This is a genomic window from Gordonia paraffinivorans, from assembly GCF_900683595.1.
Lineage (GTDB): Bacteria > Actinomycetota > Actinomycetes > Mycobacteriales > Mycobacteriaceae > Gordonia > Gordonia paraffinivorans.
Map to the genome: position 1 here is coordinate 796,201 of NZ_CAACYD010000007.1, position 25,310 is coordinate 821,510.

The window sequence follows — 25,310 nt, forward strand, 5'->3', positions numbered from 1 at the left end:
TTATGCCGCCCGGGCGAACAGGTCTCGACCTTGCGAATACGCGCCGGGTGGAACAGGTTCTGGGCTCGAGAAGCGATCGCGCGAGCGTTGTCGCTCAGGGTTCCTCGGTGTCGCCGCCGTTGGTGTCCCGGGTGCGGTTGTCGAGGTCGCGGAGGAAGTCCGGATCGTCGTCGGGGCCCAGGGGACGGGGCTTGCGGTTGCGCATGTCGACATGGGACGGCGAGTTGCCGGCGTCGTCGGGCCGGGGGCCGAACGCGCGCCAGAGCAGGAAACCGATGGCGAGCAGACCGACAACCGCGAACAGATATGTCATGACAACCTCCCTGCCCAAGGGTACGTGAACCCGATCCGCCTAGGGTGCGCCGTCGATCGGGGTGGTGGACTCCCGCGCAGGCGTCGCCGCCCCGGGATCCGTGGAGGACTTGCTCCGCAGACGAGATCGTCGGTCGCGGACCGAGGCGGCGCAGGAGGTCTCGACGCCGGCGTGGTCGGTGAGCGACTGGTCGTCTCCCGAGTCGTGTACGCGTCTAGTGCGTACGACGGTTCAGCAGCGCCACCACGTCCTCTTCGCGGAAGCGTCGATGGCCGCCCGGGGTGCGGATGGAGCCGAGGATGCCCGAGCTGGCCCAGCGGGCCACGGTCTTGGGATTGACGTTGAACATCGCTGCCACCTGTCCGGGTGTCAGGGTGTGCTGGCTCGCGATTCCCGGGGTGATGTAAGTGTTCGTGGATTCTTCTGTAGTGGTCACGTTTCCCCCTGAAACGGATTGTGCCCTGTCGGAAGGCCGCTGGTCGGCGTTATGTGCCGGGACGCGTCGTAGAACGCGTAACTCCATGAATACACGCAAATCGCCCAGGTACTCGAACCTTCAGCCGTAGGTAAAGAACGTGCAAAGACCCGTGACCTGCAGGTCGTCTGCGGGCGGTGAGTACCCTGGCAGCGTGAGCAGAGCGCAGAACAACGCACGTGGACGCAACGACGAGACGCCGGAGGATCTGCCGGCGGCCAGCCCGGCGAAGCTCGCCCTCGCGCTGTTCGGCTACACCGTCGCACGCATGCTGCTCGTCGTCGTGGTCGCCGCGGTGATCCTCTTCGGCGGACGCGCCGTCGGCGTCGACGTGCCGTTCATCGTCGCCGCCGTCTTCGGCGTCCTGATCGCGCTGCCGCTCGGCATGTTCCTGTTCAAGTCCCTCCGGCTGAACGTCAACACGCAGATCGCCGCCATCGAGGCGCAGCGCCGCGCCCGCCACGAAGACCTGCAGGCCAGGCTCCGCGGCGGCAAGTGACCGAGGGACAGGGGCGAGCCGAGTGAAGCCGACACGGGTCGTCGACCGCCGCGCCGATCGCGCCTGGGTGCAGAACGCGGTCCGGTTGATCGAGGCCGACGCACGACGCAGCGCCGACACCCATCTGCTGCGGGTGCCCCTCCCGGAGTGGTCCCGGTGGCAGGGGCCGAACGGGGAGATCGGGGTCGACCTGTATCTCAAGGACGAGTCGACCCACCCGACCGGATCGCTCAAGCACCGCCTCGCCCGGTCGCTGTTCCTGTACGCGCTGTGCAACGGCTGGGTCACCGAGGGGACGCCGGTCATCGAGGCGTCCTCCGGTTCGACCGCGGTGAGCGAGGCCTATTTCGCCGAGCTGATCGGCGTCCCGTTCATCGCGGTGATGACGTCGAGCACGTCGCCGGCGAAGACCGCGCTGATCGAACGGCACGGCGGCCGTTGCCATTTCGTCGAGCATCCGAGCGAGGTCTACGCCGAGGCGTTGCGCCTGGAGAAGGAACTCGGCGGGCACTTCATCGATCAGTTCACGATGGCCGAGCGCGCCACCGACTGGCGCGGCAACAACAACATCGCCGAGTCGATCTTCGCGCAGCTCGCCGAGGAGGCACACCCGATCCCCACGTGGATCGTGGTGGGCGCCGGAACCGGCGGAACGTCGGCGACGCTCGGGCGCTACCTGCGCTACCAGCGCCATGACACCTGGCTGGCCGTCGTCGACCCGGAGAACTCGGTGTTCCTGCCCGCCTACGAGGCCGCCGACGGATCGCTCACCTCCGACACCGGCTCGCTCATCGAGGGCATCGGCCGTCCGCGGGTGGAGCCGTCGTTCGTCTCGCAGGTCGTCGACCGCATGATCGGCGTGCCCGACGAGGCCTCGATCGCGACCACCCATCGCGTCTCGGACATGCTGGGACGCCGCGTCGGCGGGTCCACCGGCACCAACATGTGGGGTGCGTTCGGGCTGGTCGCCGAGATGGTGGCGGAGCGTCGCGCCGGCAGCGTCGTCACCCTGCTCTGCGATCCCGGCGACCGCTACTCCAACACCTACTTCGACGAATCCTGGATCGCCGCACAGTCCTTCGACCTCGACGCGGCGAACGCGGTCCTCGACGAGTTCCTCGCGACCGGTCGCTGGACCGCCTGACCGGCGTTCGAGCCGGCGGGCGCCGATGACCGCTGGGCTACGATCCATCGGGTGCCGACCGAAACCGAGCGTCCACTCGTCGAAGCCGTCGACCTGGTGCGCGAGTACCAGATGGGGCAGGAGCGGGTCCGCGCTCTCGACGGACTGAACCTGACCATCGACGGCGGGCAGTTCGCCTCCGTCGTCGGTCCGTCGGGCGCGGGCAAGTCGACGCTGCTGCACATCCTCGGGGCGCTCGACACGCCCACGTCCGGCCGGATCACCGTCGGCGGCGTCGATCTCGGCCGGCTCGACGACGCGGCCGCCTCCGAATTCCGGCGCCACCGTGTCGGTTTCGTCTTCCAGTTCTTCAACCTGGTGCCGACGATGTCGGCATGGGAGAACGTCGCGCTGCCGCGTCTGCTCGACAACCGGTCGCTGCGCAAGGCCAAACCGCGCGCGGTCGAACTGCTCGAACAGGTGGGCCTCGGCGACCGGGTGAACCACCGCCCGAACGAACTTTCCGGCGGCCAGATGCAGCGTGTCGCCATCGCCCGGTCGCTGATCATGGACCCGACGATCCTGCTCGCCGACGAGCCCACCGGCAACCTCGACTCCAAGACCGGTGAATCCGTGCTGCAACTGCTCGCCGACGTGGCGCACGCGGCCGAGGACCGACTGGTCGTCATGGTCACCCACGACCCGAAGGCCGCGGCGTTCGCCGACACCACGATCACGGTGCGCGACGGGAAGATCGCGGAGTGAGCCGCACTCCGCGGTGGGCCGAGTCCCTCCTCGCCGGCCTCACCCGGATTCGTCTGCTCAACCTGCGGGAGATCCGCACCCACCGGCTGCGGTTGTTCACGTCGCTGGCCGTCGTGGTCGTGTCCTCCGCGCTGCTGATCGCGGTTCTCGGCACATTCGGGTCGACGACGGAGTCGGTGCGTCAGTTCGGCAACGCGGTGTCGGGCAGCGCGGACCTCGAGGTCGCCGCGATCACCGACACCGGCATCGACGCGTCCCTGGCCGGGGCCATCCGCCGCGACGTCGAAGGCGCGAAAGCCGTGGTGCCGATGATCCGCGGTTCGGTCGTCATCGACGACTCGGCGGTCCCGCTGATCGGGTCCGACCAGCGGGTGACGGCGCTGTCGGGCAGTCTGCGGGCCGCGGTGCAACAGGGTTCGGCCGCCATCGACCTCGACCGGTTGCGGACCGGTGTCCTCGTCGGACCGGGCCTGGGCCTGGAGGCCGGGGACAGGCTGACGGTCGGCGGCGTCGACGTCGAGGTCCTCGAGGTGGTCGACGATCGGCAGGCAGCCGACCTCAACAGGGGCCGCTTCGTGTTCGCCTACCTCGACCTCGCGCAACGACTCGTCGGACTCGAGGGCCGGGTGGACTCGATCCTCATCGTCACCGAACCGGACGTGGACCCGGGCGACGTGCGTTCGGAGGTGGAGCGGATCGTCGACGGCCGCGCGGTGGTCGTGAACCCGGACTTCCGGGCCAAGCAGGCCGAGGTGTCGAGTTCGGTGACCCGCGACGCGACCCTGCTGGTCTCCCTGGTGTCGCTGGTGATCGCCGCCTTCCTCGTCTTCAACACGATGAACATGGCGGTGGCGTCGCGGCGTGGATCGCTCGCGATGATCCGCGCGTTGGGCGGCAGGCGATCCCATCTGGTCGGGGACATGCTCGGTGAGGCCGCGATCATGGGGCTCGTCGGCGGCGTGATCGGCATCCCGATCGGCATCGTCGCCGGACGTGCGGTGATCGCGAGCCTGCCCGACCCACCGGCCGACACCGTCGGCACGGTCGTCGACTACCACCTGCCCTGGTACGCGCCGATCGTCGCGGTGATCGCCTGCGTCGTCGCCTGTGTCGCTGCGACGGCGCTGGCCGCGCGGGCGGTGTTCTCGGTGTCGCCCGTGGAGGCGATGGCACCGGTCGAGGTGTCGGACTCGACGGTGCGGCGGGGCCCGCTGGTCGCGGTCGCCGCCGTGGTCGGCGTCGCCGGGCTCATCGCGTCGTGGGTGATCGTGGCGACGGTGCCGGGACGGCCCGCGATCCTTGCCGGCGTCGTCTATCTGATCGCCGCGCTGCTGGTGTGTTTCGCACTGTCGAGGCCGTTGTCGTGGCTGGTGGTACGGGTCGCGCGCTGGTTCGGCGGACCCGGCGCGCTGGCGTCGGTGAACACCGAGCGCGCGCCGCGTCGTGCCTGGGCGACGCTGATGACGGTCGCGGTGGCGATCGCGGTGGGCATGGGGACCTCGGGCGCCCTGGACAACCTGGTGTCGTCGATGTCGCGATCGTTGGACGGCCTAGGCGATCCCGACTTCTACGTGTCGTCGTCCTCCGAGGCGAGCCTCCCGCTGGGCCCGATCCTGCCGGCGTCGTTGCGGGACGAGGTGGCCGCGGTCCCGGGCGTCACCGAGGTCGTCGGCGGCCAGTGGGCCGCGGTGAACATCGGGGAGAGTCGCGCCAATCTCCAAGGGCTGGAACCGGGTTCGCGGGCGCCGTTCATGCGCAAGGCGTCCCCCGAGGCGGTCGCGCGGGTTCTGGCCGGGGACGGCATCCTGCTGTCGAATGTGCTCGCGCGCGTGCTGGATGCGAAGACCGGCGACACCGTGACGCTGGCGACGCCGACCGGGCCGCACGACGTGGTGGTGCGCGACACCGTCGATTACGTCTCGGTCGACTCCGGCGTCGCCGCGATGTCGCAGGAACTGTTGGGAAAGTGGTTCGACCGTGACGGGGACACCTATCTGCAGGTGATCACCGCGCCCGACGCCGATCCCGCCGCGGTGCAGGGCGCCCTGGAGGCGCTCGTGGCCGACGTCCCGACCGCTGGCAACAAACCGATCAACGTGTACACCGGAGCGGCCGCGCTCGCCGCGACGCAGGCGGTGGTGCAGCAGGCGGGTTCGTTCACCGTGGCCATCCAGTGGATCGTCGCCGGTGCGGCCGCGATCGCGCTGCTGAACACCCTGTTGCTGTCGGTGATCGAGCGCCGTCGGGAACTGGGCGTGCTGCGCGCGATGGGTGCCTCGCACAGGTTCGTCTCCCGCATGGTGCTCGCCGAGGCGGGTGCGGTCGCGATCGTCGGCGCGCTGGTGGGCGTCCTCCTCGGTGGGGCGATGCATCTTCTGAGCGACGAGATCCTCTCGGTGACGACGTCGCTCGACGTCGTCTACTCGCCGAGACCGTCGGCGGCGATGTTCGTGGCCATCGCGGTCGCCTTGTGTCTGGTGGGCGCGTTCATCCCCGCGGTGCGCGCCTCGCGGATGAACATCAGCGAGTCGATCCAGTCGGAATGAGCCGCGGCTCCCGTGTCTCGACGACGCGGGAACGTGACGCTCGGGAGGTTCAGCAACAGGTATCGCTGAGCGAGACGTATTGCGGAGCCTGGCTCGGCGAACTGGCCTATCCAACCCATTGCTGTCAATAATTCTTGACAACGCAGTGGTGTCAACATAACCTGACAGGCATGCACGACGACCAGAACACCGAACAGCAGCCCGACGCCACCGGCGCCGATCTGGCGGGAGCCGCCGCGAGCGACGATCCCGCGAAGGGGCTGGCTGCGGTACGCGCGCTGCGGACACTGGCCGACCGACTCGAAGAGGTACAGGTCGCCAACGCCCGTGCACACGGCTGGAGCTGGCAGTCGATCGCAGAGGTCCTGCAGATCAGCCGCCAGGCCGTGCATCAGAAGCACTCACAACGCGAGGTCCGCCCCCGCGGACCCGGAGGGGAAACAACCGATGTTTGAACGAATCACTCGAGACGACAAGATGCTCCTGGCCTTCGCCGCCCAGGAGGCCGCCGACCTCGGGCACCGCCGTGTCGGCAACGATCACCTGATCTTGGGCATGCTCTGCAACGCCCGGAGTCCGCTGTTCACGATCCTCGCCGAGCAGGGGCTCACCCTGGCGACGGCCCGGGACGTGGTCCGCAAGCACCACGACGAGAAGGCCGAACAGGCCGAGGACGCCGATCCCGACGACGAGTCGGCGCGGCGACGCTACGAGGAGGACCGAGAGGCGCTGCGCTCCATCGGTATCGACCTCGACAAGGTCCGTGAGGCCGTCCGCGGCCGGTTCGGTGACGATCTCACCGACGGCTGGGGCGAGCGTCCCGGCCGCCGTGGCCGGCCCGGGGGAGGTCGCGGACACCGAGGACACCGTCACGGTCCGCACCGCGGCCGCGGCCCGCGTCCCGACTGCGACCCGAGGGGATTCCGTCCGGGCCCCTGGGGTCCCGGACCGTGGGGTCGTGAAGGAGCGGAGGGCTTCGGTCCCGGTCCCTTCGGGCAGGGCGGATTCGGGCCGGGCGGCCCCTTCGCCGGCGACGGCCCCTGGGAGCCCGGACGCGGTCGGCGGGGTCCGCGAGGACGAGGGGGCCGACCCCGCTTCGCGTCGGACGCCCGTGAGGTCTTCGGCCGCGCAGTGGAGATCGCCCGTGACCGCGGGGATCGTCAGTTGCGCGCCGAGTACCTGCTCCTCGCGATCATCGACGCCGACGACGAGGCGTCACGCACGCTGATCGAGTCGGCGACCACCCGCGACGAACTGAAGGCAGCGCTCCTGGCGAACCTGCCGGAGATCGACGCCGCGGTCTGACCGACACGGACGTCCACGCGAGCGCCGGACATAGAGACGTGCCGCCCCGGAGGGTCGCCGGGGCGGCATCCTGCTCTGTCCTCGGGGCGCTGTTCTGGTCGCTTTGCTCGTGCGCCGCGCTCTATCCGAGCGCCAGCGCCACCGCCGTCACGACGGCCCAGCCGAGCATCGCCTTGCCGGTCGATCCGATCGACGGGATCAGTCCCGGGCCCTGAGCACCCGTGCGGACCGGCGTGTACGCCTGCCACAGCAGGGGAGCGGCGATCAGGCCGACCAGCGCCCATGGTGTCGCGATCGCCAGCATCAGGCTCATCACCAGCGGTGTGGCGAGCAGCGCGGCGAACAGGAGACGGGTCCGTGCGTCACCGAGGCGGACCGCGAGGGTGATCTTGCCGCTCTCGGCGTCGGTCGGGATGTCGCGCAGATTGTTCACCACCAGAACGGCACTGGACACGGCGCCCACGCCCACCGCGCAGGCCAGGCCGACCCAATCGATCCGTCCCGTCGTCACGAACTGTGTGCCGAGGACGGCCACCAGTCCGAAGAACGTGAACACCGCGACCTCGCCCCAGCCGGCGTAGCCGTAGGGGCGCTTGCCGCCGGTGTAGAACCAGGCCCCCGCGATGCAGACCGCGCCGATCAGCACCAGCCACCATGCGGTCGCGATCGCCAGCACCAGACCGCACACCGCGCCGATGCCGAAGCAGATGAACGCCGCGGCCTTCACCGACCCCGGCGACGCCAGGCCCGAACCGACCAGGCGCAGCGGTCCGACGCGTTCGTCGTCGGTGCCGCGCACGCCGTCGGAGTAGTCGTTGGCGAAGTTCACGCCGATGATCAGCGACACCGAGACCGCCAGCGCCAGTACGGCCTTCCACCACGAGAAGTCGTCCCACGACGACCCGTGCAGCGCCGCTCCGACGCCTGCCACCACCGGTGCCACGGCGTTGGGAAGAGTCCGCGGGCGAGCGCCCTGAATCCACTGCGATGCGGTTGCCACGGGTTCGATCCTGCCACGCCCCGGCATCGCCTCCGACCGCCGCATCAGATGTCGCGGATCGTCGCGGCACGCGATGCGATGGGCGACATCCGAGCTCGTCTCACACGCCGGAGGAACTGCGTCGACCTGGGAATACGTCCGATCCGGGTGTGAACCCCGGAATTGCGATGCTTTGCCCTCGAGCACGACGGCGTCCTCACCGGTGCCGACGCGCGAGTACCCGGCCCGGACCGGTCGGCGGTGCACGGCGGGTGGCCGCGGGCGAGCGGGTGCAGGTCTAGGCGGCGAATCGCACTCCCTGATCGTCGACGGTGTCGACGACGCGCCGCGCGACCGCAGGTGTTTCGCGAAACGCTGTGCAGGCCACCGCGATCCGCGACACCTACGACGAGAAGCGCTCCCGCAACGTTCGCCGGTCCGGTTTGCCGGGACCGCGCAGCGGCAAGTGATCCACCTCGAAGACCTCCCGGGGAGCGGCGTAGCGGTCCAGGCGCTCGGCGACCAGGCCCCGAATCCGGGAGGCATCGAGCCGTTCTCCGGTCCTCGTCACGACGACGGCGACCACCTTCTCGCCGAGCCGGTCGTCGGGCAGGCCGATCACCACACATTCGGCGACCGCCGGGTCGTCGGCGATCACGGCCTCGACGACCTGCGGCACCACGGTCAGCCCGCCGGTGGAGATCGCCTCGTCGGCGCGCCCGACGATCGAGAGCACGCCGTCGTCCAGCCGCCCCAGGTCGTCGGTGCGGAACCAACCCGGCTCGGCGAACGCCGGATGGTCGGGCAGGTTGCGGTAGCCCTTCGCCACCATCGGACCGCCGAGCACGACGCGGCCCACACCTTCCGGGTTCGGGTCGTCGATGCGCACCTCGACGCCCGCGAGCGGGACGCCGTCGTACACGCATCCGCCCGCGGTCTCGCTCATCCCGTACGTGCACACGATGGGAATCCCCGCGTCGACGGCCCGGTTCAGCAACGGTGCGGGAGTCGCCGCGCCGCCCACGAGGAGCGCGTCGGCCGCGGCCAGGGCGGCGGTCGCACGCGGCGAGTCGAGCACCTTGACGAGCTGCGTGGGCACCAGCGAGGTGTAGCGTCGCGGTCCGTCGAGGCGCTCGAGCGCGTCGGCGAAGACGTCGGCGTCGAATCCGTCGTCGAGGTTCAGCGCGACCGGTGTGAACCCCGCGGCCACGGCGCGCAGCAGGACCTGAAGGCCTGCGATGTGGTGCGGCGCCAGGGCCAGCAGCCAGTTGCCCGGGCCGCCGAGCCGCTCCTGCGTCGCCTGCGCGGACGCGGACAGCGTCGCGGGCGTGTGCTGTGCGCCCTTGGGGGTTCCGGTCGACCCCGACGTGGAGATCACCAGACTGATCGCGTCGTCGATGGCCCCGCCGACCCCGAGTGCCTCGGTCAGCAGGGAGATCTCCTGTGCCGCACCGGATGTCGGGACCACGGCACACGACCCGCCGAGGATCGCGAGCAGGTCGTCGTGTCGGCCGGCGACTTCGGGGCGGGCCGGGAGCTCGAGTGTGCGCAGGGTTTTCAGGGCTCGTCCCGGTCCTGATCGGGGGCATCGAAAGGCCAGCCCGACGATTCGAGGCGCCGGCGCACCCGGTCGATGTCGTCCTCGTGGGCGAGCTCGTTGGTCACCTTGGTGATCGCGACCGCCGCGTCGATCTTGGTGATCGGCTCCGGCGGGGGAGGCGACTGCCGGATCAGCCGAGAGGACACCTCTCGGACCTCGTCCTCGCTCAGCTGGCGGCGGAGCAGGGCGACGAGCGGGATGTAGTCACCCTGCGGCACGCCGTCGGGATAGCCGGCACGCAGCCACTCGATGATGCGATACAGCAACTGCGGACGATCCACACTCCTCACCCCCTTTCCGGGCGGAATTCGCGGTGATCGCACACCGCACACGACGTGATTGTAGATTTCGGGGCCGACGTGCCCGGACGGGTCGGCCGGCGCCGGGGAGTCAGTTCCGCGACCGCAACGGCCAACCCACCGCGGTGAGACGGTCGGCGACCCGGCCGACGTCCTCGGCAGTGGGCGGGGCGCTGGTGACACGTTCGATGGCGTCGGCGATCTGCTGTCTCGTCACCGGCTCCCGCGGTCCGTAGAGCTTGACCAGCTCCATGGCCACGTCGGTGACCTCCTCCGCGGTGAGCTCTCGTCTCAGCAGCGCCACGAGCGGCGGGAAGTCGGTGCGCGAGACACCCTCCGGATACCCCTTGCGTATCCAGTTGATCACCGACTCGAAGAACGGTGTCCGGTTGTTCATGGCGATGCGCGCCTCTGACCGATTCGATTCCGACGGACTCACCGCATACCCACCCGCAGGTCACTTGTAACCGAACGGAAAGAGCTTGATGTCGGTGTAGTAGTAGATCGTCTGGCGGGTGATCCAGAGCAGTGCGACGAGGATGACCAGCGCGACCAGACCGAAGATCGCATAGGCGAGCATCCGCATCGCCGGATTGCCGTGGGACACGATCGTCCCCTCGTCGGCGACCTGATCGGAACCGAGGGAGTGGACGCGCATCCCGACGGCGAACAGTGCGGGCAGTCCGGCGCCGAAGACCAGCCCGACGAGCAGCACCTTGCCGATCGCCTCGACGATGTCCATCCGCTCTCCTCTCGTGTCTCGCGCGTCTTCTCAGACCGAACGCGCGGTCGGTCCCGCGGTGGTGCCGGAGGCGGACTCGCCGGCGACGGCGGTGGGGACGATGGTGCCCAGGTCGGCCGGGACGATCGACCCCGTGGTCTCGTCCCAGTCGTCGTTGACGTTGCCGGCGTCGATCTTGTTCTGCTGGGCGCGCCAGTACATGTAGGCCGACGCCGCGACCAGCAGGACGAAGATGGCGATGCCACCTGCGACGTTGCCGAGCAGGTGGGCGATGTAGAACGACGCGGCGCCGACGAGGCCGGCGGCCGGGAGGGTGGTGAGCCAGGCGACGGCCATACGTCCGGCGACTGCCCAGCGCACCTGTGCGCCGCGCTTGCCGACGCCGGAGCCGAGGATCGAGCCGGTCGCGACCTGGGTGGTGGACAGCGCCATGCCGGCCGCGCTCGAGGTCAGGATGATCGCGGCGGAGGAGGCCTCGGCCGCCATGCCCTGCGGCGAGCTGATCTCCACGAGTCCCTTGCCCAGGGTGCGGATGATGCGCCACCCGCCCAGGTACGTGCCGATCGCGATCGCCGCCGCGCAGCTGGCGACGACCCACAGCGGCAGGCCGTGACTCACCGTCGACGCGTCGAGGTGGCCCGTCACGATCAGGGCCATCGCGATCACGCCCATGGTCTTCTGGGCGTCACCGGTGCCGTGGGCCAGCGAGACGAGCGAGGCGCTGGCGATCTGTCCGTAGCGGAAACCCTGTTCCTTGCGGCCCTCGGCGATCCGGCGGGTGATCGCGAAGACGAGCCAGGTCCCGCAGGCGGCGACGACGCATGCGATCACCGGAGCGAGCAGCGCGGGGACGATGATCTTGGCGAACACTCCGTGCCAATTCACCCCGGACAGGCCTATGGCCGCGATGCCGGAGCCGATGAGCCCGCCGAAGAGCGCGTGCGAGGAACTCGACGGAAGGCCGAAGAGCCAGGTGAAGAGATTCCAGAGGATGCCGCCGATGAGACCGGCGAAGATGATGAGCAGCGCGGTGGTGGGGGTCAGGCCGGCGACGATCTGTCCGGCGTCGTCTCCGCTGGTCTGCTGGATGTTGAGGACTTCTTTGGTGATGGTGGCGGCGACCTCGACGGAGAGGAAGGCGCCCACGAGATTCAGGGTGGCGGAGAGGGCGACGGCGACCTTGGGTTTCAGTGCCCCGGTGGCGATCGATGTCGCCATGGCGTTGCCGGTGTCGTGGAAACCGTTGGTGAAATCGAAGCCGAGGGCCGTGATCACCAACAGCACCAGGATCAGCGTCTCGCCGCTCATATCTTTCATCATGAGGGCTGGGGTTCGGATTTCCTAAACGCCTGGGCACGGTTTCGTGGGGATTTGCCGGTGTCGCGGCGTGTCACGTTCGTCACGTTTGCTGCCTGTCGATGTGTCGTGCGTCGCAATCGAAGCCGATGTCGGCCGAGTCCGGCAGCGGTCGAAATCGGGCGAACGAACGCTCGGCCAACCCATGGTGGAACCGCCCGTCGCTGTGGAAGAATCCGACGCCATGACATCGATCAAGCTGGGGATGCCCATCAACTACGCGGGTGACTTCCGCGAGACCATCGACAACCTCGCCGATTACGAGGCTGCGGGTGTGGAGCGCATCGCGGTGCCCGAGGCGTACAGCTTCGACGCGGTCTCCCAGCTCGGCTACATCGCCGCGAAGACCGAGAAGATGGAGCTGCAGACCGGCATCCTGCCGATGTACTCCCGCACCCCGACGAACCTGGCGATGACCGCGGCCGGACTCGACTACATCAGCGGCGGCCGTGCCGTCCTCGGCATCGGCGCGTCGGGTCCGCAGGTCATCGAGGGCTTCCACGGGGTGAAGTACGACTTCCCGCTGGGGCGCGCCCGCGAGCACGCGGAGATCTGCCGAATGGTGTGGCGTCGCGAGAAGCTCGACTACCAGGGCAAGCACTACACGTTGCCGCTGGACAAGGAGCACGGCGGCTCCGGTCTGGGCAAGTCGCTGAAGATCATCAACCACCCGGTCCGCGAGAACATCCCGCTGCTGCTCGCGGCGATCGGCCCGAAGAACGTCGAGCTCGCCGCCGAGCTGTTCGACGAGCTGCAGCCGATCCTGTTCCACCCCGAGCACATCGACGCGGCGTTCGGCGAGTCGCTGGCGGCCGGTAAGGCCAAGCGCGACCCGAAGTTGGGCGAGCTGGGCATCGTCGTGCAGTCGACCGCCCGTGTCACCGAGGATGCCGAGCAGATCAACAACACCAAGGAGCTCGTCCGCCACCACGCCGCGCTCTACATCGGCGGCATGGGTGCACGCGGCAAGAACTTCTACAACCAGCTCGCGATCCGTTACGGCTACGAGAAAGAGGCCAAGCTCATCCAGGACCTCTACCTGGACGGCAAGAAGGTCGAGGCCGCCGCGGCGGTGCCGGACGATCTCGTCGACGGCATGTCGCTGATCGGTCCGAAGTCGCATGTCGCCGAGCGCGTCGCGGCGTTCAAGGAGGCCGGCGTCACCTGCATCCTGGCGTCGCCGACGGCCCCGACCCATGCCGAGCGCGTCGCCGAGGTCGAGGCGTTGCGGGACATCTTCAACGGCTGATCCCGGGCCGGCTCGCGGCCGGAACACCGACAACCGAGAACACAAGGAAACGGCGGCCTCGAGGAGGCCGCCGTTTCCTGTATGTCGACCGGCCGCCGGGTCGTGCGGCGCGTATCGCCGGGTGATGGCGAGAACCGTTGCGTCACACGGGCACTGGTGGCCACGTGAGTGATGCGACCGTCGGCGGCCTGGTCCGTCAGTAGTAGTACGGGAAGTCGTCCCAGCGCGGCGGGCGCTTCTCCAGGAACGCGTCGCGGCCCTCGACGGCCTCGTCGGTCATGTAGGCCAGGCGGGTCGCCTCGCCGGCGAACACCTGCTGCCCCATGAGGCCGTCGTCGGTCAGGTTGAACGCGAACTTGAGCATCCGCTGCGCGGTGGGGGACTTGCTGTTGATCCGGCGAGCCCACTCGATGGCGGTGGCCTCGAGTTCGGCGTGCGGCGCGACGCGGTTCACCGCACCCATGCGGTGCATGGTCTCGGCGTCGTAGGCCTCGCCGAGGAAGAAGATCTCGCGGGCGAACTTCTGTCCGACCTGCTTGGCCAGGTAGGCCGAGCCGTAACCGGCGTCGAACGAGCCCACGTCGGCGTCGGTCTGCTTGAACCGTGCGTGCTCGGCCGAGGCGAGGGTCAGGTCGCACACCACGTGGAGGGAGTGCCCGCCGCCCGCGGCCCATCCGTTCACGACCGCGATGACGACCTTGGGCATGGTCCGGATGAGGCGCTGCACCTCGAGGATGTGGAGGCGGCCGCCCTCGGCCTTCACCCGCGCCTCGTCGACGGTGTCGGCGCCCGCGGACTCGACGTCGGAGTCGTGGGTGGTGGCGTACTGGTATCCGGAGCGTCCGCGGATGCGCTGGTCGCCGCCGCTGCAGAACGCCCAGCCGCCGTCCTTGGGGCTGGGCCCGTTCCCGGTCAGCAGGACCGTGCCGATGTCGGGGGAGCGGCGGGCGTGGTCGAGCACCCGGTAGAGCTCGTCGACGGTGTGGGGCCGGAAGGCGTTGCGGACCTCGGGGCGGTCGAAGGCGATGCGCACGATGCCGTACTCGCGTCCCCTGCCGACATGACGGTGGTACGTGATGTCGGTGAGGTCGGAGAATCCCGGGACCTCGGCCCACTGGGACGGGTCGAACGGCTGGTCGGCGGTGCGTCTGTCGTCGGTCGCGGTCATGCGCTCAGACTAGTGACCGGCGGGGTTCGCGCCTGCCACCGGCGACACCTCGTGCCGTCGCGGCGCCTCGGGCGCCGTCGGACCGAGCGCGCGATCGGTCACCGACGAGGCGGCTCGGGTGCGCCTGCGGGTCTTCTTATACGGTTGACCGGTGAGTGAAGCAAACGATCGTGCAGCCGAGACCGTGGCGGAGGATCCGCACGAGGGCGGTTTCCGCCCCCACGCCGCGATCACGACCGAACGCGGCGGTCCTCGCTATGCGGAGTTCAGCGAGCAGGTCCGGCTGCTCATGGACAACGCCCGGTACGCGTGCCCCGAAGGTGATCAGGTCGACGAGCTGATCGAGCATCTCGCGGTGGTCAACGAGAAGCTGGCGAAGGTGCGCATCGACGAGTGGCACTCGCCCGCGGGCACCCGCATCGACCTGCCCTCGCGCGGCAACATCACCCTGCCCCCGTACGAGGTCGTCGAGGCCTCCGAGACCGGTGTCGTCGCCGACCTCGTGTTCCGGGACTTCCACCTCGGCGGCAACAACGCCGCGCACGGCGGACACATCGCGGTGGCGTTCGACGACCTCGGCGGCTACGCCTCGGCGGTCGCCATCCAGGCCGTCAGCCGGACCGCCTACCTCAACGTCCAGTACCGCTCGATCACCCCGCTCAACACGACGCTGCGCGTGCGCGCCTGGGCCGACCGGATCGAGGGCCGCAAGGTCTTCATCAAGGGCACCATGCACGACGGTGATCGTCTGTGCGCGGAGATGGACGCCCTGTTCATCAAGCTCAAGCCCGGACAGGCCTGACGCCGCGCCCCGGTTCTCGTCGAGCAGGGGGCGAGTCGGCGAATCCCCCGATCTCGTCGGGGGATCGCGTGTTCGGATGGAGATGACCGACGACGGCCGGCACACCGGCTCCGGTGTGCCGGCCGTCTGCTCGCCTCAGCTCTTGGCCCCGGTCTCGATGGCCTGCTGCGTATGGCCGCTGCCGACGCTCTCCACCTGGATGCGGCGCGGCTTGGCCTTCTCTGCGACGGGGATCGTCACCGTCAGCACGCCGTTGTCATAGCGCGCGGTGATGCCCGCGGCGTCGATGGAGTCGCCGAGGGTCAACTGACGACGGAAGGTGCCGGAGAACCGCTCACTGGCCAGCCACTCGACGCCCTCGTCGGACGGGGCGGTGCGCTCGGCCGACAAGGTGAGAACGCCGTTGTCGACCCGGACGTCGATCGAACCCGGGTCGGCCCCGGGAAGGTCCGCGATCAGCATGTAGTGGTCGTCGACCTTGTAGAGATCCATGGGCATGAACCGAGGTGCACGCGCCGTCCCGGATGCGGCGTTCAACATGCTCCGGGTCATGGCGTCGAAGTCGGAGAAGGGGTCGAATCGCAGCACAGCAGTTCACCTCCTGTATCTCACAGGCTGCCCGCCACCCGTTCAGACGAGCAGCACACAAGCTGTACCGACACCAGGTTAGCTCCGGATCCGCGACTCGTCTAGCACTCTCTGGTGGAGAGTGCTAATCCGTTCCGGTGCCGGTCCCTGGTGGTCGGGTCAGGTGAGTTCCGTTGCCTCGATGGTGAATCCAGCGTCCTGCAGGCGTTCGACGAGGACGTCGCCCATCGCCGCGGCGGGCGTCAGCACGCCGGTTCGCGACGGCAGTCGGTTGCGATCGACCGCGAGCGCGAGGGCGCTCTCGGCGAGCATCACCGCGGTGGCCTTGTAACCGGGGTCGCCCTGTGCGCGCATGCGCGAGCGGTACCGCCGGCCGGTGGCGGTCCTGGTGTAGGTCTCGACCACGAAATAGCCGTTGTTGCGGGCCTTTTCGCTCGGCCCCTCGCCGGGCGCGGGGAGCACGCGGTCGAGCAGTCGCCGCGTCGGGCCGAAGCTCATCGCCCCCAGGAACGCGCCCGTCCCGACCGCGACGACACCCGCCGCCAGCGTCGACAGGGCGGGGATGCCGCCCACGCTCATCGTCTCGGCGTAGTGGAAGTCCGGCCCATACGCGTTGTCCAGCAGTGCATTCGAACGACGCACGATGCGGGTGTTGTACGACGACATGAAGAACGGGGCGAGGGTGCCGCGCAACGATGGATCGACCTTCTTCGCGTTGACGAGGTTCAGGTCGCTCGGCTCGGCGGAGAGGCTGACCCGCGGAACCTCGCCCGGACCGCCGGACAGGGCCTGCGGATTGAGCAGCAGGCGACGGGTCGCGGAGTCGCGGGCCTGCTCGGCGATGACCCGCATCGAGTCGATCGTGCCGCCGGACACGCCGCCGCGCATCGACTTCAGCACGAAGGTGGTGTCGGTGAGTTCCCCGGCACCGTCCTCGGTGACCTTCTTGTAGAGCGCGTAGACGCTGAGGTCGGAGGGGATCGAGTCGAAGCCGCATGAGTGCACGATGCGGGCCCCGGTCGACTCGGCGGTCTCGTGCGCCTTGTCGATGGAGTAGCGGACGAAGGGGACCTCGCCGGTGAGGTCGACGTAGTCGGTGCCCGCGTTCGCCGCCGCGACCACGAGGGCCTCGCCGTACCTGAGGTAGGGGCCCACGGTGGTGCACACCACGCGTGTGCGGGCGACCATCGCGTCCAGCGAGGCGGGCGAGTTCGAGTCGGCGACGATGAGCGGCCACTCGTGCGCCCGCAGCGGCAGGCTGCGGCGCACCTCGGCGAGTTTGGTCTCGTTGCGACCGGCGAGCGCGATCTTCGTGCCGATCGGCGCGTGGTCGGCGAGGTAGCGCGCGGTGATCTCACCGACGAAGCCCGATGCCCCGAACACGACGACGTCGAACTCGCGGTCCCCCGACCCGGTGGCTGCTGTGGTCTCGGTGATGTCTTCCCCACTCATGTGTTCGACCTTACGTGGGACGCACCTCACATGTGACCGTGGAGTCAGTTGGGCGCGGCACCCCGCCGTCGTGACGCGGCCCGGGCCGCGAACGGCGCGACGAAGAGCATCAGCAAGACCCTCAGGATCTGCGCGGCGACGACGAAGGCGACGTTCCCGCCCGCCCCGACAGCGGCCGCGAGCACGGCGTAGATCCCGCCCGGGGTGGTCGCGAGATAGCAGTCGAGCATCGACTCGCCGGTCCATGCCGAGAGCGCGACTCCGAGCAGTGCGCTCACGACGCCGATGACGAGGATCAACAGCAGGGCGAAGGGCAGCACCCGGCCGATCGCCCGCAGCCGGTCCACCGTGAACCCGAGTCCGGCCTGCCAGCCGATGACCGCGTAGGCGACGGTGAGCAGGATCGGCGACACCGCGGCGTCGCCGGCGATGCCCGTGAGTTCGGCGACCGTCGACAGGGCGAGCGGGCCGAGCAGGCCCCCGGCCGGCAGCCGGAGGAGCCGGCCCGCCGGGATGCCGGCACCCAGGCACACCGCCAGCAGCAGAAGGCCGAGGCCCTGGTCGGCCCAGGAGGGCGGAACCTCCTCGACCGCAGACGAGGTGGCGCCGAACACGCCCGACGCGACGACCGGGATGGTGACCGTGACCAGGGCGACCCGCAGGTACTGGATGACGGCGACCATGCGTTCGTCGCCCCCGAACTCCCGCGTCAGCGCGACGAGCCCAGAGGCGCCGCCGGCCACGAGGGCCAGGGAGCCGGTCAGCGGGTCGACGTCGCGGTGCAGGCCGAGCAGTGCGCCGCAGGCGACCGAGAGCAGCAGTGTCGCGACGCCGATGACCAGGACCGGAAACCAGGACGAACCGAGGCCGCTCAGCGTCTGGCTGTCGGCCATCGTGCCGATGAAGACGCCCAGCACGCCCTGGGAGGCGACGAACACCGGCCGCGGCACGATCGGGGGTGTGTCGGGGGCGGGGTCGACGGTGACCTCGCCGCCGGCCGCGTCCGCGGGGTCGCGACGCCGGTGTCGGGGGAGCGGCGCGAGTCCGGCGATCGCGAGGATTGCCGCGACGACGAGGCCCGCGAACAGGGCGGCGGCGTCGACGTCGACGATCTCGAGGGCGAGCGTCGCGACCGCGGTGAGCACACCCAGCAGCAACCAGCGACGCATTGGCCTCACGTTAGGACAGCGGATCGGGTGTCGCCGGTCGGGGTGTGAACACCGGTGACGCGGGCGACACCGGTAGGTGTGCGTGATCAGGCCGCCTGCGCGGCGCCCAGTGTCAGTGCGCCGTAGGGCCTGGGGGTGCCGGGCTCGTAGAAGGCGTCGACGGCGCCGAGGATGAAGCCGGCCGCGGTGAGTTCGGCACGCACGTCGCGGGTCAGGTGACATCCGCCGGCGACGCGTTTCTGCAGCGGTTCGAGTCGCCGCTGCCACCTGCGCACCTTCTCGTCGGGAGCGAGGCCGTGTTCGAGGAACGCGAAGGTGCCGCCCGGCCGCAGGACCCGCCGGATCTCGGCGAGCGCGGCCGGGAGATCCGGGATGGTGCAGAGCGTGAACGTCGACAACGCCGAGTCGAACGAGTCGTCGTCGAACGGCAGGCTCTCCCCGTCGAGCCCGGCGCGTTCGATCGGCACCGGCGACGCGGCGACCCGTTCGGCGGCCATCCGCCACCCCACGTCGGACGGTTCGACCGCCGCGACCGAGGCGACCGCGGAGGGGTAGAGCCCGACGTTGAGCCCCGAGCCGAAGCCGATCTCCACGACCCGACCGGCGAGCGGCGCGCAGGCCCGTTCACGCAGCGGCGTCAGCGCGCTCATCCCGCAGGTGAGCTCGATCAGATGCGGGAGGATGCGGTCGCCGTAGAATCCCACGCGGCCAGCGTATCGCCGCGCCCAGGCGATACGTCCGCAGTTCGAGTCCCTAGGCTTGAGGAATGAAACGACCGGTCTCCAACCCCTCGACCCTGCAGGCGCGGGTCATCGTCGACGAGATGATCCGCGGCGGGGTCCGGGAGGCCGTGTTGTGCCCGGGTTCCCGCAATGCGCCACTGGCGTTCGCCCTGCACGCGGCCGACGCCGCGGGTCGACTGCGACTGCACGTCCGCATCGACGAGCGCTCCGCCGGTTATCTCGCGCTCGGTCTCGCGGTGTCCTCGGGGGTGCCGGTCCCGATCGTGATGACCAGCGGAACCGCCGTCGCGAACATGGGTCCGGCGGTCTTCGAGGCCAACTACGCCCGGGTGCCGCTCGTGGTGGTCAGCGCCAACCGCCCGTACGAACTGCTCGGATCGGGCGCGAACCAGACGGTCGAGCAATTCGGGATCTTCGGGACCCAGGTGCGCGCCGCCATCAGCCTGGGACTCGCCGAGAAGGACCTCGACACCAACAGCCAGTGGCGCTCGGCGGTCGGGCGCGTGCTGGCCGCTGCCCGCGGCGCCCGCACGGGCAACGCGGGACCGGTCCAGTTCGACATCCCGCTGCGCGAACCGCTCGTCCCGGACCCGGACGAGGTCGGCGACGAGGACCTCGGCTCGTTCGCCGGCCGGCCCGGCGGCCTGCCGTGGACGCAGGCGCCGGTCGGCCGCCTCGACGTCCCGCTGCCCATCGACCTCTCGCTCGACACCGTCGTCGTGTCCGGTCACGGGTCCGGCGCGCATCCGGCGCTCGCCGGGGTGCCGACGGTGGCCGAGCCGACCGCCCCGCATCCGGCGACGCCGCTGCACCCGCTCGCCCTCGACTCGATCAGGCCGCAGCAGGCGATCATCTGCGGGCGCCCGACCCTGCACCGCGGGGTCTCGCGGCTGCTCGCCGACCCCGAGGTGCGCGTCTACGCCCTGACCACCGGCCCGCGGTGGCCCGACGTCTCGGGCAACGTCTACGCCACCGGCACCCGCATCGAGGCCGTCGGCGAGCCGCGCGAGGACTGGCTCAAGGAATGCGCCGCGGTGCAGGAGAAGGTCGTCGGGGCGGTCGCCGCGGAACTCGACGAGTCCGGCACCACGACCGGCCTGCACGTGGCCCGTGCCGTCTCCGCGGCGATGGAGCCGGGGGACCAGCTCGTGGTCGGGGCGTCGAACCCGATCCGCGACGTTGCACTCGCCGGCCGGGTCGCCGAGGGCGTGCGAGTGCTGTCCAACCGGGGCGTCGCCGGCATCGACGGCACCAACTCGACCGCGATCGGGGCGGCGCTGGCCCTCGACCGCGAACGTCCGGGTGCGCGGACCGTGGCGCTCATGGGTGACCTCACCTTCATCCACGACGCGACGGGGCTGATCATCGGGCCCGGCGAGCCACGTCCGGAGTCACTGCGGATCGTCGTCGCCAACGACGACGGGGGCGGGATCTTCGGACTGCTCGAGCAGGGCGACCCGCGCTACAACACGGGCCGTTTCGCCGGTGCCTACGAACGGGTCTTCGGGACCCCGCACCGCACCGACATCGCGTCGATGTGCGCCGGATTCCACATCCCGCATCGCCGGGTCGGGGTCGACGACCTGCGGGCCGTTCTCGCCGAGGAACCGGCGGCCGGTGGCATCGAGGTGATCGAGGTGGCCACCGATCGGGAGCGCCTGCGGTCGGTACACGCGGCGATCGCCGCCCGGCTGCGCTGACGCCCGGCACCGCCGTCCGCCCCGACGTCCTGCCGCCGGTAGATGGCCGCCGGGGGTACGGCGCCGACGGAATGGCTCCGGTGACCGCGGAGGCGCCGGCCGGTTAGGCTGAACTCCATGACCCCGGTGATCCAGCGACGCGTGCAGCTCGGCCTGCTCGTCGTCGGCCTGACCATCACCGCCATGGCGTTCTCGCTCATCGTCGGGTGCTTCAAGGACGACGCGGCCATCGAGTCCAGCAAGGCGACCGTGATGGCCGAGGTCGTCTCCGTCGACCCCCTGCACGCGGCGGTCGCGTTCCAGACCCCGGACGGGTCGTTCCACAGTCCGCGCTTCGGCCTGCTGTATCCCACCGAGCTCAGCGAGGGCCAGCGCATCAGCGTCGAATACGCCGCCTACAACCCGGATCTCGCACGCCCCACCGGCCGCACCGCGATGCTCGCGATCATCCCGGGACTCTCCGTCGCATTCGCCGGCTGGGCGGTCGTCGGGCTGCTCATGGTCGTCGTCGCCGAGTTCGGCCGGCGTAGTCGCGGGGCCGAGTCGGCGGCTCAGGACGGTGACGACGCCCCGGCGGGTGACGGTGAGAACGTCCCGGCGGCCGCCGGCGGGGATGCTCCGGCGATCGACGGCGAGAGCACCGGACCGGCCGGCGCCGAGAGCGGCGAGGAGTCCCTCAGCTCGCGGTGAGCTAACCCGGGATGATCCTGCGCCGGCCGCCGGAGAACACCAGCGCCTCGTCGTCGCGCAGGAGCTGCAGGGGATGGTCGGGGTACTGCGCGAGCGTCCGGTCGATCCGTTCGCGGCCGCCGACCGTGCCCTCCGCGTGCGGGATGATCGTCACGTCGATGAGTCCGAGGCCCGCGGTGGATTCCAGCGGCGCCGCCTCCGACGGGTCGTCGAGGAGGTGGAGCGGAGCGATGTCCGGTCCGGTTACCGCGGCGCCCGCGCTGGCCCCGATGTAGGGCAGGCCGTGCCTCACCGCGTGGACGAGCGGCCGGTCCGCTCCGGTCTGTCGTAACGCCCCGAGCAGGTGGAAGACGTTGCCGCCGGCGACGAAGATCGCGTCGATCTCGCCGAGCGCCCGCGTGAAGGTCGCCGTGGAGACGAGTTCGGGGTCGACGTCGACGACCTCGAAACCCTGCGCCTCGAGCGTGGCGCGGTCGAGATCGAGCCACGTCTGGTCGGGATAGATCGACGACGCGGTGGGGACGTAGCCGATCCGGGCACCCGCGCCCACGAGGGGGACGAGGAAGCCGGGTACCGGGGTGAGCCACCGGCTGAGCAGCAACAGGTCTGGGGAGTCGGCCACAGGTCCACTGTGCCCGATGCCGGGGCCGACGCCGCTGCCGGGCGACTCGCCGAGATGTTCACCGGGAGTCGGCCGGCGCGCCACCCGCCGACCACGTGCAGGTCGTCCGGGGCGGCGAGGCTCGGGACATGCGAGTAGCGATCGTCGCCGAGAGTTTCCTGCCGCAGATGAACGGGGTCGTGAACTCCGTGCTGCGGGTCGTCGAGTACCTCGAGTCCACCGGCCACGACGTGGTCGTCGTCGCTCCCGACGCGGCCCGCGACCATGCGCCCGGTCCGCGGATCGTGGGGCGGCGGACACCGGTGCACCTCGTTCCGTCCATTCGCGTGCCGCGGGTGACGTCGCTGCCGGTCGGAGTGCCGGTTCCGCTGCTGTACCGGGTGCTGCGCGACTTCGCGCCCGACGTCGTCCACCTGGCGTCGCCGTTCGTGATCGGCGCGGCCGGGGCGATCGCGGCACGACGCCTGGGCGTGCCGGTGGTGGCGGTGTTCCAGACCGACGTCGCGGGATTCGCGTCCGCGTACCGGCTCGGGATGGCCGAACGGGCGGCATGGCGGCACACCCGGCGACTCCACGAGATGTGCGACCTGACGCTGGCCCCGTCGTCGGCCACGATCGCGGCGCTGGCGGCCCATGGGGTGCCGCGTCTGCGGAGGTGGGGCCGTGGCGTCGACGCGGAGACCTTCTCGCCGGGACATCGGGACGAGTCGGTGCGCGCGGCCTGGCGGGGCGAGCGCGCCGATGCCCTGCTCTGCGGATTCGTCGGCAGGCTGGCGCCGGAGAAACACGTCGAGCGGCTCGCGGTGCTGTCCGGCGATCCACGGCTACGTCTGGTGATCGTCGGGGACGGGCCTGAACGCCGCCGACTGGAGCGTCTGCTCCCCGACGCGGCGTTCACCGGCGAACTGCGGGGCCCGGCCCTGGCGCGAGCGTTCGCGTCACTGGACGTCTTCGTCCATCCCGGGGAACACGAGACGTTCTGCCAGACCGTCCAGGAGGCGATGGCCTGCGGGCTGCCGGTCGTCGCCCCCGACGCCGGCGGCCCGCGCGACCTGGTCGCGCCGCTGCGGACCGGCTACCTCCTCGGGGTCGAGGACTTCGAGGAGAAGCTGCCGGGGATCGTCGGGTACCTGCGCGACGACGCGGTGCGGGCGGCGTTCGGCCGCGCGGCGCTGCAGGCGGTGCGGGCGAGGACCTGGACCGCGGTGTGCGCCGAGCTCGTCGGGCACTATCGCTCGGTCGCCCCGCCGTCCGGCCGGGACGGACTCCGGCGTCCCGCCTGACCTCGCCTCGTTCCGGCCGACGCCGCCCGGTAGGTTGATCGGCATGGCATCGACGGGCACGAACCCTCCGCAGCGGGCAAGTCTGGACAAGGATCCGGCCGAGGTCGCGGCCATGTTCGACCGCGTCGCCAAGCGCTACGACATCACCAACACTGTGCTGTCGTTCGGGCAGGACCGCGGGTGGCGGAAGAAGACCCGCAAGGCGCTCGACCTCCGTCCTGGCGAGGTGGTGCTCGACCTCGCGGCGGGCACGGCGGTCTCCACCGTCGAGCTCGCGCGATCGGGAGCGCACTGCATCGCCGCGGATTTCTCCCTCGGCATGCTGAAGGCCGGCGCGCACCGGGACGTGCCCAAGGTCGCGGCCGACGCGCTCCACCTGCCGTTCGCCGACGACTCCTTCGACGCCGCGACCATCTCCTTCGGCCTGCGCAACGTCCATGACGTGCCCACGGCGCTCGCGGAACTGCGTCGCGTTCTCAAACCCGGTGGGCGGCTGGTGATCTGCGAGTTCTCCACCCCGACCTTCAAACCGTTCCGCACCGTCTACATGGAGTACCTCATGAAGGCGCTCCCCGCGGTGGCGACGAAGGTGTCGAGCAGCCCGGCGGCGTATGTGTATCTCGCCGAGTCGATCCGGGCGTGGCCCGATCAGTTCGCGCTCGGCGACCTCATCCGGGAGGCCGGGTTCACGAAGGTGCGCTGGCAGAACATGACCGGCGGCATCGCGGCCATCCACTCGGCGCGCGCCTGATCGGTCGGGTCGCGGGTGGCCGAGGGCGGCCACCCGCATGCCCCGTCTACGAACTGACCGCGTCGGTCTCCGAGACCTCGTGCGGCACCGGGCATCCGGCGGATTCCGTGGCGGCACTGCGCTTCGCGGGCCTCGGCACCGGGCAGCCCGGGGCGAAGGTGCCGAGTTCCTCGAGGCGGTAGCCGTTCGGGTAGCTGCGGACCTGGCCGGTGTGGCGGCTGTACTTCGGCTCGGTGCGCGGCGGGAAGACGAACCGGATCGCCAGGCCGCGCAGCTTGAGGCCGCCGCGGACCAGGATGCGTTCGGGGAGGGTCGGCTTGGGGTAGCGGAAGGCCTTCAGGAGCCGATCGTCCATGAGCGCGAACGACATCCGGCGCACCACCGCGCGCGGCAGGAACGAGTAGGGCCGGAAGGTGCCCAGCAGGTCGAGCGTGGCGTCGGCGACGGCCAGGGCGTCGGCGCTGAACGCGAAGTTGGCCGTCTCGTAGTCCTCGTAGAACTGCTTGAACTCCTCGTATGTCTCCGGGATGCCCTTGATGCCCATGAGCTGCCCGAGGCGGCGGTAGTAGTTGGTCATGCCGCGGACCTCGTGATCGGTCAGCGGGCGCCACTCGTACGCCTCGACCCACTCGACCGGGCAGACCACGAAGGTCGACAGCACGTACAGGAAGTCGTCGTTGGAGATGTCGTACATGCCGTGCATCTGGTTGATGCGCCGGATGCCGGCCCGGCCGAGCGGGCTGTCGATGCCGTATTCGAGCGGGGCCTCGAGGAGCAGGACGGTGTCGTCGTAGCGCTTCTGGGTCTCCTTGGTGAAGCCGCCGGTCTTGTACAGCAGGTCGCCGATCGACGGCACCGCGTACGTGCGGAACAGCGCGAAGCTCAGTGCCTGGTTGATGCCCCACGGGAACTCCTTGGTGGCGAGTGCGTGGGCGATCTCGGTCGGATTCTTGGTGGAGTCCATCCGGGCGATCTCGCCACGCAGCCGGTAGCGCTCCCCGATCCGGTCCTGGACGGCGCGCATGGCGCGCGTGACGAGCGTGGATGCGGCGGACATCGGCATCTCCTGGGTCGACGGTGGTCTCACGATG

Annotated in this window: 27 protein-coding genes; 12 read left to right on the forward strand and 15 right to left on the reverse strand. The window is 70.2% G+C overall.

What is annotated here, in order from left to right; genetic code table 11:
* Positions 1-94: 94 nt before the first annotated feature.
* Positions 95-313 carry a hypothetical protein gene (locus E1P53_RS16615; protein ID WP_109238122.1) on the reverse strand — a complete coding sequence of 73 codons (219 nt, stop codon included), beginning with the start codon at positions 311-313 and terminating at the stop codon, positions 95-97.
* 214 nt (positions 314-527) lie between these two features.
* Positions 528-749: a BldC family transcriptional regulator gene (locus E1P53_RS16620; protein ID WP_006900823.1), complete on the reverse strand. Its 222-nt coding sequence runs from the start codon at positions 747-749 to the stop codon at positions 528-530.
* A 193-nt stretch (positions 750-942) separates the two neighbouring features.
* Between E1P53_RS16620 and E1P53_RS16625 the strand changes: the two genes are divergently transcribed.
* The 6 genes from E1P53_RS16625 (at position 943) to E1P53_RS16650 (ending at position 7,026) form a co-directional block, all read left to right on the forward strand.
* The gene (locus tag E1P53_RS16625; RefSeq protein WP_371831005.1) at positions 943-1,287 is read left to right on the forward strand and encodes a DUF4229 domain-containing protein; all 345 of its coding nucleotides are present in this window, start codon (positions 943-945) and stop codon (positions 1,285-1,287) included.
* 22 nt (positions 1,288-1,309) lie between these two features.
* Entirely contained in the window at positions 1,310-2,431 is a 1,122-nt protein-coding gene (gene cds1 / locus E1P53_RS16630; protein ID WP_131734950.1) for an L-cysteine desulfhydrase Cds1, read from the forward strand.
* Positions 2,432-2,542: 111 nt separating this feature from the next.
* Positions 2,543-3,175, forward strand: coding sequence for an ABC transporter ATP-binding protein (locus E1P53_RS16635; protein ID WP_210756493.1), 633 nt, complete (start codon positions 2,543-2,545; stop codon positions 3,173-3,175).
* Positions 3,172-5,721 (forward strand): ABC transporter permease, encoded by a 2,550-nt coding sequence (locus E1P53_RS16640; protein ID WP_131734952.1) that lies wholly within the window; start codon positions 3,172-3,174, stop codon positions 5,719-5,721. Before E1P53_RS16635 ends, E1P53_RS16640 begins: the two co-directional genes overlap by 4 nt.
* Positions 5,722-5,891: 170 nt before the next feature.
* Complete coding sequence (locus E1P53_RS16645) at positions 5,892-6,176, forward strand: hypothetical protein (RefSeq protein ID WP_006900828.1); 285 nt, start codon at positions 5,892-5,894, stop codon at positions 6,174-6,176.
* Complete coding sequence (locus E1P53_RS16650) at positions 6,169-7,026, forward strand: Clp protease N-terminal domain-containing protein (protein WP_131734953.1); 858 nt, start codon at positions 6,169-6,171, stop codon at positions 7,024-7,026. The genes E1P53_RS16645 and E1P53_RS16650 overlap by 8 nt, the downstream gene beginning before the upstream one ends.
* A gap of 121 nt (positions 7,027-7,147) precedes the next feature.
* Here the strand turns inward: E1P53_RS16650 and E1P53_RS16655 are convergent, their stop codons facing one another.
* The 6 genes from E1P53_RS16655 to E1P53_RS16680 form a co-directional block, all read right to left on the reverse strand.
* Complete coding sequence (locus E1P53_RS16655; RefSeq protein WP_131734954.1) at positions 7,148-8,026, reverse strand: 1,4-dihydroxy-2-naphthoate polyprenyltransferase; 879 nt, start codon at positions 8,024-8,026, stop codon at positions 7,148-7,150.
* Between the two features lie 382 nt (positions 8,027-8,408).
* Entirely contained in the window at positions 8,409-9,566 is a 1,158-nt protein-coding gene (menE, locus tag E1P53_RS16660) for an o-succinylbenzoate--CoA ligase (protein ID WP_181954874.1), read from the reverse strand.
* The gene (locus E1P53_RS16665; RefSeq protein WP_006900832.1) at positions 9,563-9,886 is read right to left on the reverse strand and encodes a DUF3349 domain-containing protein; all 324 of its coding nucleotides are present in this window, start codon (positions 9,884-9,886) and stop codon (positions 9,563-9,565) included. Before E1P53_RS16665 ends, menE begins: the two co-directional genes overlap by 4 nt.
* A gap of 109 nt (positions 9,887-9,995) precedes the next feature.
* Positions 9,996-10,301 (reverse strand): DUF3349 domain-containing protein, encoded by a 306-nt coding sequence (locus E1P53_RS16670; protein WP_040526921.1) that lies wholly within the window; start codon positions 10,299-10,301, stop codon positions 9,996-9,998.
* 60 nt (positions 10,302-10,361) lie between these two features.
* Positions 10,362-10,646, reverse strand: coding sequence for a hypothetical protein (locus tag E1P53_RS16675; RefSeq protein ID WP_006900834.1), 285 nt, complete (start codon positions 10,644-10,646; stop codon positions 10,362-10,364).
* Positions 10,647-10,676: 30 nt separating this feature from the next.
* The gene (locus E1P53_RS16680; RefSeq protein ID WP_109238116.1) at positions 10,677-11,954 is read right to left on the reverse strand and encodes an inorganic phosphate transporter; all 1,278 of its coding nucleotides are present in this window, start codon (positions 11,952-11,954) and stop codon (positions 10,677-10,679) included.
* 232 nt (positions 11,955-12,186) lie between these two features.
* Between E1P53_RS16680 and E1P53_RS16685 the strand changes: the two genes are divergently transcribed.
* Entirely contained in the window at positions 12,187-13,251 is a 1,065-nt protein-coding gene (locus tag E1P53_RS16685; RefSeq protein WP_131734956.1) for an LLM class F420-dependent oxidoreductase, read from the forward strand.
* A gap of 196 nt (positions 13,252-13,447) precedes the next feature.
* On the opposite strand, the gene E1P53_RS16690 is transcribed toward E1P53_RS16685, so the two are convergent.
* Positions 13,448-14,419, reverse strand: coding sequence for a 1,4-dihydroxy-2-naphthoyl-CoA synthase (locus E1P53_RS16690; protein ID WP_131734957.1), 972 nt, complete (start codon positions 14,417-14,419; stop codon positions 13,448-13,450).
* A 151-nt stretch (positions 14,420-14,570) separates the two neighbouring features.
* On the opposite strand from E1P53_RS16690, the gene E1P53_RS16695 reads away from it, so the two are divergent.
* The gene (locus E1P53_RS16695) at positions 14,571-15,221 is read left to right on the forward strand and encodes a PaaI family thioesterase (protein ID WP_006900724.1); all 651 of its coding nucleotides are present in this window, start codon (positions 14,571-14,573) and stop codon (positions 15,219-15,221) included.
* Positions 15,222-15,356: 135 nt separating this feature from the next.
* Here the strand turns inward: E1P53_RS16695 and E1P53_RS16700 are convergent, their stop codons facing one another.
* From E1P53_RS16700 to E1P53_RS16715, 4 genes are all read right to left on the reverse strand, one after another.
* Positions 15,357-15,809 (reverse strand): Hsp20/alpha crystallin family protein, encoded by a 453-nt coding sequence (locus tag E1P53_RS16700; protein WP_006900725.1) that lies wholly within the window; start codon positions 15,807-15,809, stop codon positions 15,357-15,359.
* 159 nt (positions 15,810-15,968) lie between these two features.
* Complete coding sequence (locus E1P53_RS16705; RefSeq protein WP_131734958.1) at positions 15,969-17,261, reverse strand: saccharopine dehydrogenase family protein; 1,293 nt, start codon at positions 17,259-17,261, stop codon at positions 15,969-15,971.
* A 44-nt stretch (positions 17,262-17,305) separates the two neighbouring features.
* Positions 17,306-18,430: an AbrB family protein gene (locus E1P53_RS16710; RefSeq protein WP_006900727.1), complete on the reverse strand. Its 1,125-nt coding sequence runs from the start codon at positions 18,428-18,430 to the stop codon at positions 17,306-17,308.
* An 86-nt stretch (positions 18,431-18,516) separates the two neighbouring features.
* A complete protein-coding gene (locus E1P53_RS16715; RefSeq protein WP_006900728.1) occupies positions 18,517-19,134 on the reverse strand; it encodes a class I SAM-dependent methyltransferase in 618 nt (205 codons plus the stop codon).
* A 62-nt stretch (positions 19,135-19,196) separates the two neighbouring features.
* Between E1P53_RS16715 and menD the strand changes: the two genes are divergently transcribed.
* Positions 19,197-20,873, forward strand: coding sequence for a 2-succinyl-5-enolpyruvyl-6-hydroxy-3-cyclohexene-1-carboxylic-acid synthase (gene menD, locus E1P53_RS16720; protein ID WP_006900729.1), 1,677 nt, complete (start codon positions 19,197-19,199; stop codon positions 20,871-20,873).
* A 117-nt stretch (positions 20,874-20,990) separates the two neighbouring features.
* Entirely contained in the window at positions 20,991-21,563 is a 573-nt protein-coding gene (locus tag E1P53_RS16725) for a DUF3592 domain-containing protein (RefSeq protein ID WP_006900730.1), read from the forward strand.
* Between the two features lies 1 nt (position 21,564).
* Here the strand turns inward: E1P53_RS16725 and E1P53_RS16730 are convergent, their stop codons facing one another.
* Positions 21,565-22,185, reverse strand: coding sequence for a Type 1 glutamine amidotransferase-like domain-containing protein (locus E1P53_RS16730; protein ID WP_131734959.1), 621 nt, complete (start codon positions 22,183-22,185; stop codon positions 21,565-21,567).
* A gap of 128 nt (positions 22,186-22,313) precedes the next feature.
* Between E1P53_RS16730 and E1P53_RS16735 the strand changes: the two genes are divergently transcribed.
* Both E1P53_RS16735 and E1P53_RS16740 read left to right on the forward strand, forming a co-directional pair.
* Positions 22,314-23,468, forward strand: a complete 1,155-nt coding sequence (locus E1P53_RS16735) for a glycosyltransferase family 4 protein (RefSeq protein WP_131734960.1) — start codon at positions 22,314-22,316, stop codon at positions 23,466-23,468.
* 43 nt (positions 23,469-23,511) lie between these two features.
* On the forward strand, positions 23,512-24,219 hold the full coding sequence (locus E1P53_RS16740; RefSeq protein ID WP_109238108.1) for a demethylmenaquinone methyltransferase: 708 nt from the start codon (positions 23,512-23,514) through the stop codon (positions 24,217-24,219).
* Between the two features lie 46 nt (positions 24,220-24,265).
* Here the strand turns inward: E1P53_RS16740 and E1P53_RS16745 are convergent, their stop codons facing one another.
* Positions 24,266-25,276, reverse strand: coding sequence for an oxygenase MpaB family protein (locus E1P53_RS16745; RefSeq protein WP_131734961.1), 1,011 nt, complete (start codon positions 25,274-25,276; stop codon positions 24,266-24,268).
* Between the last annotated feature and the right edge of the window lie 34 nt (positions 25,277-25,310).